The organism is Albimonas pacifica (genome assembly GCF_900113695.1).
Classification (GTDB): Bacteria; Pseudomonadota; Alphaproteobacteria; order Rhodobacterales; family Rhodobacteraceae; genus Albimonas; species Albimonas pacifica.
Genome location: NZ_FOQH01000001.1, coordinates 630,336 through 646,098 on the forward strand (window position 1 = coordinate 630,336; position 15,763 = coordinate 646,098).

Below are 15,763 nucleotides of genomic sequence, written 5' to 3' on the forward strand. Positions count from 1 at the left end.
CCGTTGGCCGGGCGCGTTCTGCTTCGACCTCAGTTGCCGTAGACCAGCCCCGGCAGCCACAGCGCGATCTGGGGGAAGACCATCACCAGGACCAGGGCCAGGATCATCACCCCCACGAAGGGCACGATCGAGCGGTAGATGTCGTGGATGTCGATCCCCGGCGGCGCCATGGCCCGCATCAGGAACAGGTTGTAGCCGAAGGGCGGGGTCATGTAGGCGACCTGGCAGGTGATGGTGTAGAGCACCCCATACCACACCAGGTCGAAGCCCAGCGACGCCACCAGCGGCACGAACAGCGGCGCCACGATCACCAGCATCGCGGTGTCGTCGAGGAACGTGCCCATGATCAGGTAGGTCAGCTGCATCAGGATCAGGATCTCCCACGGACCCAGCCCCAGCTTCTCGGTGAAGAGGGACTCCAGCGCCCGCACCGCGCCCAGCCCGTCGAAGACGGCGCCGAAGCACAGCGCGGCGAGGATGATCCACATGAACATGCAGGAGATGCCGAGCGTCTTGCGCACGGTCGCCTCCAGCACGCGGAAGCTCAGCCGGCGCTTGACCAGGGCGGCCAGCGTCGCGGCCACCGCGCCGACGGCCGAGGACTCGACCAGGCTCGTGTAGCCCATCACGAACAGCCCGGTCATCGAGAAGAAGATCAAGAGCGGCCAGATCCCGGCGCGAAGCGAGCGCAGCTTGTCCGCCCGGGTGATCTTCGCCCGCTCCTCCGCCGGCATCGCCGGGGCCAGCTCCGGCTGCAGCCGGCAGCGGATGACGATGTAGGCGATGAACATGCCCGCCATCATCAGCCCCGGGATCGCCCCCGCCAGCCACAGCTGCCCCACCGGCGCCCGCGCGATCATGCCGTAGAGCACCAGCACCACCGAGGGCGGCACCAGGATCCCCAGCGAGGACCCCGCCTGGATCACCCCCGTCACCATGATCTTGTCGTAGCCGCGCCTGAGCAGCTCGGGCATGGCGATGGTCGCCCCGATGGCCATGCCGGCGACCGACAGCCCGTTCATCGCCGAGATCGCCACCATCAGCCCGATGGTGCCCACGGCAAGTCCGCCGCGAAGGCCGCCCGACCAGACATGGAACATCTCGTAGAGGTCGTCGGCGATGCCGCTCTCCGACATCATGTAGCCCATGTAGATGAAGAGCGGCAGCGTCAGCAGCGGATACCACCGCATCAGCTTCATGGCCGACGAGAAGGCGAGCTCGAACCCGCCGCCCCCCCACAGCAGCACCGCCGAGGCCACGGCCACCGCCCCGATGGCCGCGAACACCCGCTGGCCGGTGAACAGCATCACCATCATCGAGGCGAACATGGTCAGCGCGATGGCTTCATAGCTCATGCCGGGCCCTCGCCGAGATGGTCGCGGACCGGATCGAGGCCGGAGGGCAGGGGCGTTCCGCGAGCCTCGGCGATATTGCGGATGAACTGGGCGACGGCCTGCAGCAGCATCAGCGCGATCGCCACGCACATCACCACCTTGATCGGCCACATGTAGGGCCGCCACAGGGAGCGCGCCCGCTCCCCGAACTCAATGGAATAGGCGGTGGAGCTGATCCCGCCCGCCAGCAGGAAGCCCAGGTAGAAGACCAGGAACAGGACCGTGACCGCGTCCACCGTCGCCCGCGTCCGCGGCGACCAGCGCCCGTAGGCGAGGTCCATGCGCACATGGTCCCCGGTCTGCATCGAGTAGGGGCCGCCCAGCAGGTAATAGGCGACCATCAGGAACTGCGCCGCCTCCAGCGTCCAGATCGAGGGGGTGAAGGCGGCCTTCGAGATCGCCGACCAGAACAGGACCCCGATCAGGGCGAAGATCCCCCACATCGCGGCCCGGCCGACGGCGCGGTTGATCCTGTCGATCCAGCGCACGTAGGCGCGGGCGAATGGCGGCATGATCTCCCCTCGGCGTCGGCCCCCCGGCGTCAGGTGGGCGCATCGGGCGTGGTGCGGCGCACAAGCCTCGACTATGGGAGCGGCCTTTTCATTGGTCCACCCTCAATTTCCGGGCGCGTCGGCGTCGCGGGCGTCCCCGCTCCGCCGTCCGCCGGCGCGGCCCGTCGCGCTTGCATCGGGCGGCCGGCTTTGTTCATATGCCTTAACGGAAGGACCCGGCGTCGACCGGGCGGCGGGGCGTGAGAAGGGGCGTGAGATGCGCGGACTGGCGATGGCGGCGATCCTGGCGACAAGCGCGGCGACGGCGGCCGAGGCGACGACGCTGGACTTCGTGGCGAGCTACGGCCTGGATGCGGCGCTGTCGGCGGGCGGCTCCAACTTCCATCCGCAGGGGCTGGGCTACGACGAGGCGACGGGCGAGCTGCTGTTCGCCCAGCAGGGCGTCGGCACGATCCACGCGACCGACCTGACCGGCGCGATCCAGAGCGCGCGGTCCACCGGATATTCCCACACCACCTCGGTCGCCGCGGACGGCACGCGCTATTTCTTCAGCGACTACACCGCCAACTCCAGCGGCCTCGACGTGCTGGCGATGGACAAAGCCGCCGGGTCGCCCGCCGGCTTCTCGAGCGAGACGGCGGCCTTCGGCGGCTATCCCATCGACGTGCGCGACGGCACGCTCTACCGGACCGAGAGCAGCGGCGGCTACTCCTGGGGCGCGCTGACCCAGATCCGCATCTCGTCGCTCGCCACGCCGGACGTGATCGACCGGGTGGTGACCCTGGACACGAGCCTGGGGCTCGGCGACATCGCCATCGATCTCGACCACAACGCGGTCTGGGCGCTGGACTACGCCGGCAGCGCCTCGATCCGGCGGTTCGACCTGACGACGGGCCTGCAGCTCGCGGCCTTCGACCTGGGCCTCGACGGGCTGGACGCCGGGCTGACCTATGCCGACGGCCGGCTCTATCACTACGACTGGATCGGCGGCTCGGGCAGCACGCTCAGCGTCTACGGCATCGCCGCGACGGCGGTTCCGCTGCCCGCCTCCGGCCTCCTGCTGGCGGCGGGGCTGGGCGTGGCGGGCTGGGTGCGGCGCCGGGGCTGAACGCAGGACCCGCGCCGCTGCGACGCGACGCGGCCCGGGTCTCGGCCCGGGCCGGTCTTCGTCGCGATGCGGGCCGGCGCCCGGCTCAGGCGCCCCCGGTCTGCCGCGCGCGCAGCTCGGCGCGCATCTCGGCCACCTCGGCGCGCAGGGCGCGCAGCTCGGCCAGGGTCTCGGCCGCGGCGCCGTGGGGGTGGGGGGAGGCCGCGTTCTCGGCCGCCGCCTCGTCCTCGGCTTCGTGGTGGGTCTGCATGGCGTCGACCATGATGCCCACGAACAGGTTCAGCACCGCAAACGAGGTGATCAGGATGAAGGGCACGAAGAACGCCCAGGCGTAGGGGAACGCCTCCATCACCGGGCGCACGATGCCCATCGACCAGCTCTCCAGCGTCATCACCTGGAACAGCGTGTAGGCGCTCTCGCCCATGGTCTGGAACCATTCGGGAAAGACGCCGCCGAAGAGCTTCGTGGCCATCACCGCGAAGACGTAGAAGATCAGGCTCATCAGCAGCACGACCGAGCCCATGCCCGGGATCGCGCGCAGCAGGCCCGTGACCACCCGGCGCATCGAGGGCACGGCCGAGACCAGGCGCAGCACCCGCAGGATGCGGAAGGCGCGCAGGATCGACAGCGGCCCGGCGGCAGGGATCAGCGCGACGCCGACCACCACCAGGTCGAAGATCCGCCAGGGATCGCGGAAGAAGGCCAGGCGCCGCACGTAGAAGCGCAGCGCCAGCTCCAGCACGAACACCGCTAGGATCGCCCGGTCGATCGCCACCAGCGCGGGTCCGACGGCCGCCATGGCGGTGGGCGAGGTCTCCAGCCCCAGGATCAGGGCGTTGACCACGATCAGCACGATGATCATGCGCTCGAAGGCGGGGGCCTCGACGAGGGCGCGCAGGCGGTCTCGCAGGGGGGCGGGCGCGGCGGACATGGCGGTCTCCGGGTCGGGTGGCGGCGGCGGCGGACGGGCGTTCCCGATCTAGGGAAGGAAGGCGTCCTTATCCATGTGTCCTCGCGGTCGCAGTTTTGGTTCGATCCAAAGCGAAGCCCCGCGCCGGGGCCGGCGCGGGGCGGGGCGGGGTCGCGGGGAGGGGGCGGGCTCAGGCGGCGGCGCGCGGCCTCGCCCGGCTGCCGGTGGCCCGGGCCACGATCAAGGGCAGGATCGCCAGCGCGACGCCCACGCCGTTCAGCGCCCAGCGGTCGAGGCCGAGCTCGCCGTCCCCGGGCATGGCGAGCGCGAGGCCCGCGAAGAACAGCATCGTGCGCAGCGCCATCCCCTTGAGGTCGGAGCCGAGGTCGCCAAGCAGGCTGACATGCCCCTGCAGGGCCGAGGCGATGAAGATCACCCCGGTCAGCGCGGTTGTGAGCGTCAGCGCCACCTCCCAGGCCGGCGCCTCGCCGACCAGGGCGGGGTTCAGCACGAAGAAGAACGGCGCGAGGTAGATCACGCCCCCCAGCTTCATCGCCTCGAACCCGGTGCGCATCGGCCCGGCGCCCGCCATGGTGGCGGCGGCGAAGGCCCCCAGCGCCACCGGCGGCGTGATGTAGGAGACCATGCCCCAGTAGAGGATGAACAGGTGGACGGCGAGCTCGTTGAGCCCCGCCTGCACCAGCGCCGGCGCCAGCACCACGGCGAGGAAGATGTAGCAGGCCGTCACCGTCATCCCCATGCCGAAGATGAAGGCCGTGACCGCGCCCATCGCCAGCAGGGCCAGCGTCGAGTCGCCGGCCATGAACACCAGCTCGTTGACCAGCGTGCCCGCGAGGCCGGTGGCCGAGAACGCGCCCACGATCAGCCCCACGCCCAGCAGCACCGCCGTCAGCTCGGCCAGCGCCCGGCCGATCCCCACGATCAGGTCGCCGAAGCTCTTGATCGTGAAGCGCTGGCGCTTGAGCAGCTGGTTGATCACCAGCAGCAGGGCGATGGCGTAGAACGGGGCCAGCGTCTCCTGCCGCAGGGCGACCATGAAGAAGATCAGGACCGCGAAGACGGCGATGAAGGGCCAGCCCTCGGCGAAGGTGGCGCGGAGCGTCGGCGCCTCGCCGGGCTCGAGGCCCTTGAGCCCCCGGCGCGCGGCATAGGCGTCGATCTGCATGAACAGGCCGAAATAGAACAGCAGCGACGGGATCGCCGCGGCCAGCGCGATGTCCACGTAAGGCCGCGACAGGAACGAGGCCATGACGAAGGCCGTGGCGCCCATGACGGGGGGCATCAGCACGCCCCCGGTGGAGGCGCAGGCCTCGGTCGCCGCGGCGTAGCGGGCCGAGAAGCCGGTGCGCTTCATCGCCGGGATCGACACCGCCCCCGTGGTCAGCACGTTCGAGATCACCGAGCCGGACATCGAGCCCATGAAGCCACTCGCGAAGATCGCGACCTTGGCCGCGCCGCCGCGGAAGCCCCCGACCAGCGCCAGCGCCAGGTCGTTGAAGAACCGCCCGCCGCCGGTCTGCTGGAGCACCGCGCCGAACACGATGAAGCCGATCACCAGGCTGCCGAAGGCCTTCATCGGGATGCCGAAGGAGCTTTCGGAGGAGATCATGTGGTAGGGCGCCAGCGCCATGAACGGCGAGGCGAAGCCCGACAGCGGGTCGGGCATGATGTCGGCGACCGTGGGATAGAGCGAGAAGGCCGCCACGATCAGGAACAGGACCAGCCCGCCCGCGCGCCGCGTCCCCTCCAGGATCAGGACGTAGAGCACGATCGAGACCCAGGCCGCCTCCTCGGGGGCGGCGTATTCCCAGCCCTGCTCGAGGCTCTGGTCCGCGGTCCAGGCGAAATAGCCCCCCGCAAGCGCGGCCAGCACGGCGGGGATCCAGTCCAGCAGGCCCGGCCCCTTCTCGCGCGAGACCGGGAAGACCAGGAAGGTCATCATCAGGAAGATGGCGCCGAGGATGTAGAGGTAGCGGCCCTCGATCAGCACGATCCCGAAGGCCTGCCAGTTGAACAGCTGGTGCGCCGCGAGCGCGACGGACGCCACCGTGCCGGCGATCACGATCGCACGGGCCAGCGGGGGCAGGGGGGCGGGGGCGGCTCCTTCGAGCTCGCGGCGGTCGGCCTCGTCCATGGGTCTCCGTCCGGGTTCGCGCCCCCGCGGGGGCGCCCTGTCATCGGCGTTGGGGGAGGCGCCGCGCGGGACCGGCCCGCGCGGCGCAGGATCGCTCGGGCGCTCAGAAGACCGGCTTGAAGCCGGCGTCGGCCAGGGCCTTGCGACGGGCCTCGCTCCAGGCCGCGTCCCAGTCGGCGGGCGCCTGCGCCTTCAGCTCGGCCCAGGCGTCCATCAGCACCTTCTGGCGCTCGATCATCCGTTCGTTGTTGGCCTGGGCGGCCTCGGTCCAGGCGCCGACCTCCTCGTAGTAGCGGATCGCGCCCTCGTGGTAGGGGACCACCCACTCCAGCGACTGCTGCTCCAGCGCCCAGCCGTCGATGCCCGGGGCCTTGCCCTGGTAGGCGGGGAAGGTCTCGTACATCGCCTTGGTGAAGTTGTAGACGAGGTCCGCGTCCGTCTCCTCCATCGCGATCATCGCGGGGTAGGGGTAGCCGGCGGTGGGGATGCCGCCCTCGGTGGTCTCGGCCACCGCGCCCTCGGTCGCGGTCATGGTGCGCATGTAGGGGGCCACGTCCTTCATCCGCGCCACGCCCTCGGCGTTCGCGGGATCGACGCGGGGCCAGTGCAGGCCCTCGGGCGAGGCCTCGACCTGGTACATGCCCCCGGCGGTCATCGAGGCGAAGGCCGCGTCCGTCGTGCCGTTGATCATGCCGGTCAGGCTGTCGGCGTAGCCGCCGAACTCCACCTTCTCGACGTCGTCCCAGGTCAGGCCGGCGTAGGCGAGGTAGCTCTCGGTGTTCACGTTCAGCGCCGGCGAGCCCTTGATCCAGGCCACCCGCTTGCCGCGCAGGTCCTCATAGGTCTCGATGCCCGAGGTCTTGGTGACCGCGATCGCCTGGCCGAGCTTGCCGGCGAAGTTGGTCATCAGCATCCGGACCGGCTGCGGACCCCAGTCCTCGCCCGCGAAGTCGAAGACGCCTTCCTGCATCATGTAGTGCCCGACCCCGAAGGCCGAGAACGGAACCCGCCCCTGGCGGAGCGGCGCGGCGCGGGCGATGTCGTTCTTGCCGGGCAGGACGCGCAGGCTGACGCCGGCCTCGTCCTTGAAGGCGCCGCCGATGGCGATCATCTGGTTGAAGCCCGTCGAGCCCGTGTCATAGGCGGTCAGCGCCACGGTCGAGGGCAGGTCGAACTCGGCCGACGCCGGGCCTGCGAAGGGCAGCGTCAGCGCCAGGGCGCCGACGAGCGACAGGGCGGTTTTCCGGAACGGAACGGTGGGGGGCAAGACAGGTCTCCTCCTGTGGTTTCTGATTGTCGGCCGACGCCCGCGCGCCGCGCCTCGTCGGGACGAGGGGGCGGCGAACGGGGAGCGGCGGCGGGACGCGCGCGGATCGCGGGCGCCCCGGTCTTCGGCGGGTCCGGCGTCGGGCCGGGCCTTCGACGGGAAAACGGGCGACGGCGCGGACGGGCGGAGGGGCCTCTCCCCCCGCCCGCCGCGCCGCGCGCGGTCAGAAGACGACCGGCAGGCCCGCGTCCTTCAGCGCCTTGCGGCGCGCCTCGCCCCAGGCGGCTTCCCAGTCGGCGGGCTTCTCGGCCTCGAGCGCGGCCCAGGCGTCCTGCAGGACCTTCTGGCGCGCGATCAGGCCGTCGTTATGGGCCTGCGCGGCCTCGGTCCAGACGCCGGCCTCCTTGTAGTAGCGGATGGCGCCGTCGTGGTAGGGGACCACCCACTCGAAGTTCTGGTACTCCAGCGCCCAGCCGTCGATGCCCGGCGCCTTGCCCGAGTAGGCGTCGAACAGCTCGAACATCGCCTTGGTCTGGTTGTAGACCAGCTCCTCGTCCTGGTCGGCGTAGGCGATCAGCACGGGGTAGGGATAGGCGGCCGAGGGGATGCCCCCCTCGGTGGTCTGGGCGACGGCGCCCTTGGTGGCCACGACCGGCTGGAAGTAGGGCGCGATCGCCAGCATCCGCGCGAGCCCTTCCTTGTTCTCCGGATCGATGTGCGGCCACATCAGCCCGCGGGGCGAGGTCTCCATCTGGAAGGCCGAGCCGGAGGTCATGATCGCGTAGGCCGCGTCCACGTCGCCGTTGACCATGCCGTTCCAGCTGTCGCCGTAGCCGCCGAACTCGACCACCTCGACGTCGTCCCAGGTCAGGCCGCCGTAGGCGAGGTAGGCCTCCATGTTCACGTTCAGCGCGGGCGCGCCCTTCACGTAGGCGACGCGCTTGCCCTTCAGGTCGGCGTAGGTCTCGACGCCCGCGTCGGCGGCCACGCCCACGGCCAGCGCCGCCTCGCCGGAGTTGTTCATCGACACCAGGCGCACCGACTGCGGGCCCCAGCGGTCGGTCCCGAACTCGAACACGCCCTCCTGGAGCATGTAGATGCCCACGCCCATCGCCGAGAACGGCGCCCGGCCCTGGCGGACCGGCTCCATGCGGGCGATGTCGTTCTTGCCGGGCAGCACGCGCAGGTTGGTGCCGGTGGCGTCCTGCATGGCCGCGCCGATGGCCACCGCCTGGGAATAGCCCGAGGAGCCGGTGTCGTAGGCGGTCCAGACGAGCTGGTCGGGCAGCTCGAGGTCGGCGGCGTGCAGGGGGGCGGCCAGCGCAGCGGCCGCGGCGCCCGCGGCGCAGAGCGCGCGAAGATGCTTCATGATTTCCTCCCGGTGGTCGATCCGGCCGCGTTGATCCGGCCTTGGTCGGTTGCTTTTGCGGCGTCAGACTTTCGAGAAACCTGCCGGCAGTCAAGGTGACGGGCGCGGCGCCCGGCGCGGAAACCGGACCCCGGGGCGCCGGATGGGCCGGAAAGCGTGAATCGGGCCTCACGCCCCGGGCGACGTTGCGGCGCCGCAATCCTGAGCGCGATGATCGGGATTGACGAATCCGACTGTTTCGCTCAGAAAATTGGGAGACGCCGACGGAGAGGGGATCGGCCCCGTCGAATCGGCGTCTGACGCGACTTGGAGCGGAGCGGACGCATGCTGCGGACCCTTCTCAGGCGGACCTTCTCGGCGGCGGGCCTTCCCCGACCGACGGCCGAGCGATCCGACGCCTGGACGGCGCTGCTGACCGGCGACCTCGCCCCGCTCGACATCAGTGTTGAACGCTGGCTCGACCGGCTTGAGGAGGCGAGATGAGCTATCTCCGACCGATTTCCGAACCTGGCTCCCCCGCCGCCGAGGCGCAGACCGCCGAGGCCCGCGCCCTTGTGCCGGGCGCCGAGCGCGCCCGCCGCGAGGCGGAGCTCAAATCGCCCCCGATGCACGACGCCCGCGCCCTGACCGGCGGCGGCTCCGAGGCGCGCATCGTCCTCGACGGCTCGGTCTACACCCTGCGGGTGACCCGGCTGAAGAAGCTGATCCTGACGAAATGATCCGCCGGCGCGGCGGGGCCCCCGGGGCCCGCGCCGCGCCCGGAGACCGATCCGAAAAGGGGCGCCGCGCGCCCCTTTTCGCGTTCCCCGCGCCGCGGAGCCGGTGCGGTCAGCGGAACGGGGCGGGCCGGGTCAGCGCCTGGGCCAGCGACATCGGCGGCGTCGGACGCTCGTCGAGGTCGAGGCCCGAGCGCAGGTCGACGATGTGCCCGCGCATGATCTCGGCCGCGGCCTCCCCGTCATGGGCCTCCAGCGCCTCGACGAGGGCGGAGTGGGCGTGGCTCTCGCAGGTCGCATCCGCCCGCCGCCAGTAGAGCGCGATGATCAGCGACGAGCGCGCCACCAGCGCGCGCACCATCCCCGCCAGCACCTGCTGGTCGGCGATGTCGCAGATCCGGACGTGAAAATCCCCCGACAGCGCCAGCGCGCGGCCCTTGTCGTCGGCCGCCACGGTGACGTGCTCGTGCGCGAGATGGGCGCGCAGGGCGGCGCAGTGCTCGGGCGTGGCGACCTCGGCGGCGAGCCGCGCGATGCGCGGCTCGATCAGGGCGCGGGCCTCGAAGACCTCGTTGGCCTCGCGCCGCGTGGGGCGGGCGACGAAGGCGCCGCGGTTGCGCTCGATCGTGGCGAGGCCGGAATGGGCCAGCGCGTGCAGCGCCTGCCGGGCCACGGTGCGCGAGGCGCCGAAGAGCTCGCCGACCTCGTCCTCCGACAGTTTCGCGCCGGGGGAGATGCGATGCTCCAGGATCGCCGAATGCAGGCGCGCGCAGATGTCGAGCGCGCGGCCGGGAGGCAGGGAGAACAGGCGCGCGGCCTCCTCGCCGAAGGCGGGGCCGGGGGCGGCGCCTCCGTCCTCCGCCGCGGCGGCCTCCTCGAGGCCGGGGCTGCTGTCGCCGAGGGTCATCGCCGCTCCTGCAAGCTGTCTCGCCTGATGGTTAGCGCAACCGGGACGGGGAAGCAAAGCCGGGTGATCGGATACGATTCCATGTTCAACGGATACGAACAACCCTGACATCGTGTTCGATATGCCCATGGATGCGGCGCCCCCCTGCACAGGCGCCCGCGCCTTCGGCAGATGGACGCCGATCCCGCCTTGCAGCAGGCTGCGGCGCCGCGCGATCCCGCCGTGGGACGCGCAGGCTTGCCTGTCGCTGCGGCGCGCGCGGGGCCGGGCGGCGAAACTGGCACGCGGCTTGCTGCGTCGTCGGGGTCGCGGACGGGCGACGCGCGGCATGGGAAGGGACGGGCAGGGCATGGTCGACGACAAGACGCTGGAGCTGGTCTCGGTCACCAAGCGCTACGGCACGGCGCTGGCGGTCGAGAGCATCGACCTCAAGATCGCCTCGGGCGCCTACTGCTGCCTGCTCGGCCCCTCGGGCTGCGGCAAGTCCACCACGCTGCGGATGATCGCCGGGCACGAGAGCGTCACCGAGGGCGACATCCTGCTGGGCAACCACCGCATCCACCACCTGCCGCCCGCCAAGCGCGGCACCTCGATGATGTTCCAGAGCTACGCGCTGTTCCCGCACCTGTCGATCGTCGAGAACGTGGCCTTCAGCCTGAAGATGAAGGGGACCGCGAAGGAGGAGCGCGAGCGCAAGGCGCGCGAGATGCTCGACCTCGTGGACATGGGCCAGTTCGGCGAGCGGCTGCCGAGCCAGCTCTCGGGCGGCCAGCAGCAGCGCGTGGCGCTGGCGCGCTCCCTGATCACCCGCCCGCAGGCGCTGCTTCTGGACGAGCCGCTCTCGGCGCTCGACCCGTTCCTGCGCATCCGCATGAGGGGCGAGCTGAAGAAGATCCAGCGCGAGCTGGGGCTGACCTTCGTGCATGTCACCCACTCCCAGGACGAGGCGCTGGCGCTGGCCGACCTGGTGGTGGTGATGAACGCCGGCCGCATCGAGCAGGCCGCGCCGGCGCGCGAGGTGTTCGACGCCCCGCGCACCGAGTTCGTGGCCCGCTTCATCGGCGGGCACAACGTGATCAAGGACGGGCCGGCGAGCCTTGCGGTGCGCGCCGACCGCATCCGGGTCGCGCGCCCCGGCGCGGGCGTCGAGGGCCTTTCGGCGGTGATCCGCGACGTCGAATACCTGGGCGCCTCGGTCTCGGTCTGCGCCGCAACGGGGGCGGCGGGCGAGATCACCGCGGTGATCCCCGACCACGCCTATTACGTCGATCCGGTCCAGGTGGGGGACGCGGTGACGCTGGCCTGGCAGCCGGAGGACGCGCACCGCCTCGCGGCGTGAGCCGCCGCGCGCGCAAGAGGCGCGCGCCGCAGTCATCCGGGGCGGTCCGCCTGGCCGTCCTGCAACAGGGAGAAGGGAACAGGGCATGACCGAGATGAAGAAAGTCACGACGAAGAACGGCGGCTGGAGCCGGCGCGCGGTGCTCAAGGGCGGCGCGGCCGCGGTGGGCGCGGCGGCGGGGTCGGGCGTGCTGGGCGCGCCGATGATCTGGGCGCAGGAGATCAAGGACGTGACGCTGCGCCAGTTCGGCACGGGCGTCTCGAACCTCAACGAGGTGGCGCAGAAGGTGAAGGAGGACCTGGGCTTCACGCTGGAGATGACGGCGCTGGATTCCGACAGCGTCACCCAGCGCGCGGCGACGCAGCCCAACAGCTTCGACATCGCCGACATCGAGTACTGGATCTGCAAGAAGGTCTGGGGCGCGGGCAACCTGCAGGCGATGGACACCTCGAAAATCGCCAACTACGACAAGATCGTGGGCATCTTCAAATCGGGCAAGCTGACGCCTGAGAGCGTCATCGCCCAGGGCACCGCGCCGCATACGGTGGGCTTCACCGAAGGTCCGGGCTCGAAGACCTTCGCCGATACCGAGACCGGCTGGATGACGCTGATCCCCACGATCTACAACGCCGACACGCTGGGCATCCGCCCCGACCTGATCGGGCGGCCGATCAACAACTGGCATGAGCTGCTGAACCCCGAGTTCCAGGGCAAGGCCTCGATCCTCGACATCTCCTCGATCGGGATCATGGACATGGCCATGGTCTGCGAGTCGATGGGCGAGATCCAGTACGGCGACAAGGGCAACATGACGACGGAGGAGATCGACAAGACCATCGCGATCTTCACCGACGCCAAGAAGCGCGGCCAGTTCCGCGCCTTCTGGAAGAGCTTCGACGAGAGCGTGAACTTCATGGCCTCGGGCGAGGTGGTGATCCAGTCGATGTGGTCGCCCGCGATCACCGCGGTGAAGTCGAAGGGCATCCCCTGCGTCTACCAGCCGCTGGAAGAGGGCTACCGGAGCTGGGGCGGCGGTCTGGGCCTGTCGGCGGCGCTGTCGGGGATCGAGCTCGAAGCGGCCTACGAGTACATCAACTGGTATCTCTCGGGCTGGGTCGGCGGCTTCCTGATGCGCCAGGGCTACTACTCGGCGGTGCCCGAGACCTCCAAGGAGTTCATGACCGAGAACGAGTGGGGCTACTGGTTCGAGGGCAAGGAGGCCGTGGAGCCGATCGCCAACCCGTTCGGCGACGTGATGGCCCAGGCCGGCGAAGTCCGCGACGGCGGCTCGTTCTACGAGCGCATGGGCTCGGTCGCCTGCTGGAACGCGGTGATGGACGAGAACAAGTACCTCGTGCGCAAGTGGAACGAGTTCATCGCCGCCTGACGGCGCGGTCGGCGGGACGGCTCTGTTTCGCGCCTGCGGCGCGAAAGGCGCCCGCCCGCCGACCCCCTCGCACGCATCCGGCCTCCGCCTGCGCGGCGGGGGCCGGGGTCCGCAACGCCCGACATGCAGGGACGCCGAGATGACCGACATGCCGCTCGACGCCGCGCCGCCGGCGGAGACGTCCCAGGCCTCAGAGGTGCGCACGCTGCCCGGCTGGCTGGCCTCCTGGCTGCTGGTGAGCCCGCTGGCCCTGGTGCTGGCGGTGTTCCTGCTGATCCCCATCGCGGTGATCGTCACCGTCAGCTTCTGGGGCTACAACGAGTGGGACTTCTTCCCCGACTTCACCTTCGAGAACTACGAGTATCTGCTGTCCTCGTCGGTGACCTGGGCGACCTATCTCAACACGCTGAAATACGTGGCGCTGTCGTGGCTGTTCACCGCTTCGATCGGCTTCACGGCGGCCTATTTCCTGGCCTTCCACATCCGCTCGACCGTGTGGCAGGTGGCGCTGTTCCTGGTCTGCACGATCCCGTTCTGGACCTCGAACATCATCCGCATGATCTCCTGGGTGCCGTTCCTGGGGCGCAACGGGCTGGCGAACCAGTTCCTGCAGGGCATTGGCGTGATCGACGAACCGCTGGAGTTCCTGCTGTTCTCGGACTTCGCGGTCGTGCTGGCCTTCGTGCACCTCTACACGCTGTTCATGGTGGTGCCGATCTTCAATTCGATGATGCGCATCGACCGGAGCCTGATCGAGGCGGCGCGGGACCAGGGGGCGAGCGGGTTCCAGATCCTCACCAACGTGATCCTGCCGCTGTCGAAGCCGGGGCTGATGATCGGCTCGATCTTCGTGGTGACGCTGGTGATGGGGGATTTCATCACCGTGCGGTTCATGAGCGGGTCTCAGTCGGCCTCGGTGGGGCGGATCATCCAGAACGAGATCGCGCTCCTGCAGTATCCGGCCGCCGCGGCCTCGGCGGTGGTGCTGCTGATCACGGTGCTGATCATGATCGCCGTGATGCTGCGGCTGGTCGACATCCGCAAGGAGCTCTGAGCCATGTCCGAGAAACGCGGCGCGGCCTTCTACGTCCTCGCGATCTTCTTCGCCCTGTTCGTGGCCTTTCTCTACGGGCCGATCGTGACCATCGGGATCCTGAGCTTCCAGGGGCCCTCGGGGGGGCTGACCTTTCCGATGAACGGGGTCTCGACCCACTGGTTCTTCGACCTGTTCGAGCAGCAGGCGGTGGGGGACTTCTGGGGGTCCTTCTCGCGCAGCTTCATGCTGGGGCTGATGGTGATGGCGGTGACCGTGGTGGTCTCGGTGATGGCGGGGCTGGCGTTCCGGCGGCGCTTCGTCGGCGCGACCTGGCTGTTCTACCTCGCCGTGACCTCGCTGATCATCCCCTCGATCCTGGTCTCGCTGGGGGTGGGGCTGATGTTCGACATCGCAGGCATCACGCCGAACTGGTTCAGCTCGGCCTTCGGGGCGCAGCTGACCTGGACGCTGCCCTTCGGCCTGCTGATCATGTTCGCGGTGTTCAACCGCTTCGACAAGAGCTACGAGGAGGCCGCCCGCGACCTGGGCGCCACGCCCTGGCAGACGGTGCGCCACGTGGTGCTGCCGATCATCGGGCCCTCGCTGATCGGCGTCGCGCTGTTCGGCTTCACGCTGAGCTACGACGAATTCGCGCGCACGCTGATGACCGCGGGGTCGAGGAACACGCTGCCGCTGGAGATCTTCGGCATGACCACCAACGTGACCACGCCGGTGCTCTATGCGCTGGGGACGCTGACCACGGTGTTCAGCTTCCTGATCATCTGCGCGGCGCTGGGCGCGGTGGCGCTGACCCGGCGGCGCAAGGCGCGCGGGCCCTCGGACGCCGGCAAGGGGATGGTGTGAGGGCGATGCGCCTGCTGATCGTGAACCCGAACTCCACCGCCTCGATGACGCGGTCGATCGGGGCGGCCGCGCGGGCCGTGGCCGGGCCGGGGACGGAGATCGCGGCGGTGAACCCCGCGGGCTCTCCCCCCGCCATCCAGGGCGCGGCGGACGGGGAGGCGGCGCTGCCGCACCTGCTGGCGCTGCACGCGGCCGAGACGGCGCGGCTCTCCCCCACGGCGGCGATCGTGGCCTGTTTCGACGACACCGGGGTGTGGGAGCTGAAGGCGAGCGCCCCCCATCCGGTGATCGGCATCGGCGAGGCGGGGATGATGGCGGCGGCCCTGCGCGGGCGACGGTTCTCGGTGGTCACGACCCTCGAGGTCTCGGTGCCGGTGATCGCGGAGAACGCGGTCCGCTACGGGTTCGGGGAACGCTGCACGAAGGTCCGCGCCTCGGGCGTGCCGGTGCTGGCGCTGGAGGAGGACCCCGAGGCCTCGGCCCGCGCGGTGCGCGAGGAGGTGCTGCGCGCGGCGGCCGAGGACGGGATCGAGGCGGTGGTGCTGGGCTGCGCGGGCATGGCTCATCTCGCCGACGGCATGGCCCGCGACGCGGGCTTGCCGGTGATCGACGGGGTGGCCGCGGCGGTGCGCCTCGCCGAGGCGCTGCACGGGCTTCCGGGGATGCGCGCCGCCTGAGCGGGGGCCGGCGGGGCGGCTCTGTCGCGGGCTGCGCCCGCGAGGCGCCCGCCCGCCGACCCCGTCGCCGGCCCGATCGCCGGCCGCCTGCGCGCCGGCGATCGCCTTCGATCCGATGCAGG

The 15,763-nt window shown here is 70.5% G+C and carries 15 protein-coding genes; 8 read left to right on the top strand and 7 right to left on the bottom strand.

Annotation, left to right across the window (positions count from 1 at the left end; translation table 11 throughout):
• Window positions 1-29: 29 nt before the first annotated feature.
• Both BM064_RS02555 and BM064_RS02560 read right to left on the bottom strand, forming a co-directional pair.
• Window positions 30-1,355: a TRAP transporter large permease gene (locus tag BM064_RS02555; protein ID WP_092857496.1), complete on the bottom strand. Its 1,326-nt coding sequence runs from the start codon at window positions 1,353-1,355 to the stop codon at window positions 30-32.
• Entirely contained in the window at window positions 1,352-1,906 is a 555-nt protein-coding gene (locus BM064_RS02560) for a TRAP transporter small permease subunit (RefSeq protein WP_092857498.1), read from the bottom strand. Before BM064_RS02560 ends, BM064_RS02555 begins: the two co-directional genes overlap by 4 nt.
• A gap of 256 nt (window positions 1,907-2,162) precedes the next feature.
• On the opposite strand from BM064_RS02560, the gene BM064_RS02565 reads away from it, so the two are divergent.
• Window positions 2,163-3,014 (top strand): VPLPA-CTERM sorting domain-containing protein, encoded by an 852-nt coding sequence (locus tag BM064_RS02565; RefSeq protein WP_092857500.1) that lies wholly within the window; start codon window positions 2,163-2,165, stop codon window positions 3,012-3,014.
• An 85-nt stretch (window positions 3,015-3,099) separates the two neighbouring features.
• Here BM064_RS02565 and BM064_RS02570 read toward each other — a convergent pair whose 3' ends face one another.
• The 4 genes from BM064_RS02570 to BM064_RS02585 all read right to left on the bottom strand — a co-directional run bounded on the left by BM064_RS02570 (window position 3,100) and on the right by BM064_RS02585 (window position 8,715).
• Window positions 3,100-3,945 carry an ion transporter gene (locus BM064_RS02570; protein WP_092857502.1) on the bottom strand — a complete coding sequence of 282 codons (846 nt, stop codon included), beginning with the start codon at window positions 3,943-3,945 and terminating at the stop codon, window positions 3,100-3,102.
• 169 nt (window positions 3,946-4,114) lie between these two features.
• Window positions 4,115-6,079 (bottom strand): TRAP transporter permease, encoded by a 1,965-nt coding sequence (locus BM064_RS02575; protein ID WP_092857504.1) that lies wholly within the window; start codon window positions 6,077-6,079, stop codon window positions 4,115-4,117.
• A 103-nt stretch (window positions 6,080-6,182) separates the two neighbouring features.
• On the bottom strand, window positions 6,183-7,346 hold the full coding sequence (locus BM064_RS02580) for a TAXI family TRAP transporter solute-binding subunit (protein WP_245779020.1): 1,164 nt from the start codon (window positions 7,344-7,346) through the stop codon (window positions 6,183-6,185).
• 223 nt (window positions 7,347-7,569) lie between these two features.
• The gene (locus BM064_RS02585; RefSeq protein WP_092857506.1) at window positions 7,570-8,715 is read right to left on the bottom strand and encodes a TAXI family TRAP transporter solute-binding subunit; all 1,146 of its coding nucleotides are present in this window, start codon (window positions 8,713-8,715) and stop codon (window positions 7,570-7,572) included.
• Window positions 8,716-9,039: 324 nt separating this feature from the next.
• Between BM064_RS02585 and BM064_RS27330 the strand changes: the two genes are divergently transcribed.
• The gene (locus tag BM064_RS27330) at window positions 9,040-9,198 is read left to right on the top strand and encodes a hypothetical protein (RefSeq protein ID WP_177236122.1); all 159 of its coding nucleotides are present in this window, start codon (window positions 9,040-9,042) and stop codon (window positions 9,196-9,198) included.
• A gap of 122 nt (window positions 9,199-9,320) precedes the next feature.
• Window positions 9,321-9,434: a hemin uptake protein HemP gene (gene hemP, locus BM064_RS02590; RefSeq protein WP_092857691.1), complete on the top strand. Its 114-nt coding sequence runs from the start codon at window positions 9,321-9,323 to the stop codon at window positions 9,432-9,434.
• 109 nt (window positions 9,435-9,543) lie between these two features.
• Here the strand turns inward: hemP and BM064_RS02595 are convergent, their stop codons facing one another.
• Window positions 9,544-10,338: a GntR family transcriptional regulator gene (locus tag BM064_RS02595; protein ID WP_092857508.1), complete on the bottom strand. Its 795-nt coding sequence runs from the start codon at window positions 10,336-10,338 to the stop codon at window positions 9,544-9,546.
• A gap of 349 nt (window positions 10,339-10,687) precedes the next feature.
• Between BM064_RS02595 and BM064_RS02600 the strand changes: the two genes are divergently transcribed.
• From BM064_RS02600 to BM064_RS02620, 5 genes are all read left to right on the top strand, one after another.
• On the top strand, window positions 10,688-11,677 hold the full coding sequence (locus BM064_RS02600) for an ABC transporter ATP-binding protein (protein ID WP_092857510.1): 990 nt from the start codon (window positions 10,688-10,690) through the stop codon (window positions 11,675-11,677).
• 94 nt (window positions 11,678-11,771) lie between these two features.
• Entirely contained in the window at window positions 11,772-13,064 is a 1,293-nt protein-coding gene (locus BM064_RS02605) for an ABC transporter substrate-binding protein (RefSeq protein WP_218160938.1), read from the top strand.
• A gap of 139 nt (window positions 13,065-13,203) precedes the next feature.
• The gene (locus BM064_RS02610) at window positions 13,204-14,118 is read left to right on the top strand and encodes an ABC transporter permease (protein ID WP_245779021.1); all 915 of its coding nucleotides are present in this window, start codon (window positions 13,204-13,206) and stop codon (window positions 14,116-14,118) included.
• 3 nt (window positions 14,119-14,121) lie between these two features.
• Window positions 14,122-14,964 (top strand): ABC transporter permease, encoded by an 843-nt coding sequence (locus BM064_RS02615; RefSeq protein ID WP_092857514.1) that lies wholly within the window; start codon window positions 14,122-14,124, stop codon window positions 14,962-14,964.
• 5 nt (window positions 14,965-14,969) lie between these two features.
• Window positions 14,970-15,641: an aspartate/glutamate racemase family protein gene (locus BM064_RS02620; RefSeq protein ID WP_092857516.1), complete on the top strand. Its 672-nt coding sequence runs from the start codon at window positions 14,970-14,972 to the stop codon at window positions 15,639-15,641.
• Window positions 15,642-15,763 lie beyond the last annotated feature (122 nt).

Bases quoted from the DNA above. Each gene is read 5' to 3' on its own strand.
- BM064_RS02555 (WP_092857496.1), bottom strand. From the start codon at position 1,355: ATGAGCTATGAAGCCATCGCGCTGACCATGTTCGCCTCGATGATGGTG.
- BM064_RS02560 (WP_092857498.1), bottom strand. From the start codon at position 1,906: ATGCCGCCATTCGCCCGCGCCTACGTGCGCTGGATCGACAGGATCAAC.
- BM064_RS02565 (WP_092857500.1), top strand. From the start codon at position 2,163: ATGCGCGGACTGGCGATGGCGGCGATCCTGGCGACAAGCGCGGCGACG.
- BM064_RS02570 (WP_092857502.1), bottom strand. From the start codon at position 3,945: ATGTCCGCCGCGCCCGCCCCCCTGCGAGACCGCCTGCGCGCCCTCGTC.
- BM064_RS02575 (WP_092857504.1), bottom strand. From the start codon at position 6,079: ATGGACGAGGCCGACCGCCGCGAGCTCGAAGGAGCCGCCCCCGCCCCC.
- BM064_RS02585 (WP_092857506.1), bottom strand. From the start codon at position 8,715: ATGAAGCATCTTCGCGCGCTCTGCGCCGCGGGCGCCGCGGCCGCTGCG.
- BM064_RS27330 (WP_177236122.1), top strand. From the start codon at position 9,040: ATGCTGCGGACCCTTCTCAGGCGGACCTTCTCGGCGGCGGGCCTTCCC.
- hemP (WP_092857691.1), top strand. From the start codon at position 9,321: ATGCACGACGCCCGCGCCCTGACCGGCGGCGGCTCCGAGGCGCGCATC.
- BM064_RS02595 (WP_092857508.1), bottom strand. From the start codon at position 10,338: ATGACCCTCGGCGACAGCAGCCCCGGCCTCGAGGAGGCCGCCGCGGCG.
- BM064_RS02600 (WP_092857510.1), top strand. From the start codon at position 10,688: ATGGTCGACGACAAGACGCTGGAGCTGGTCTCGGTCACCAAGCGCTAC.
- BM064_RS02605 (WP_218160938.1), top strand. From the start codon at position 11,772: ATGAAGAAAGTCACGACGAAGAACGGCGGCTGGAGCCGGCGCGCGGTG.
- BM064_RS02610 (WP_245779021.1), top strand. From the start codon at position 13,204: ATGACCGACATGCCGCTCGACGCCGCGCCGCCGGCGGAGACGTCCCAG.
- BM064_RS02615 (WP_092857514.1), top strand. From the start codon at position 14,122: ATGTCCGAGAAACGCGGCGCGGCCTTCTACGTCCTCGCGATCTTCTTC.
- BM064_RS02620 (WP_092857516.1), top strand. From the start codon at position 14,970: ATGCGCCTGCTGATCGTGAACCCGAACTCCACCGCCTCGATGACGCGG.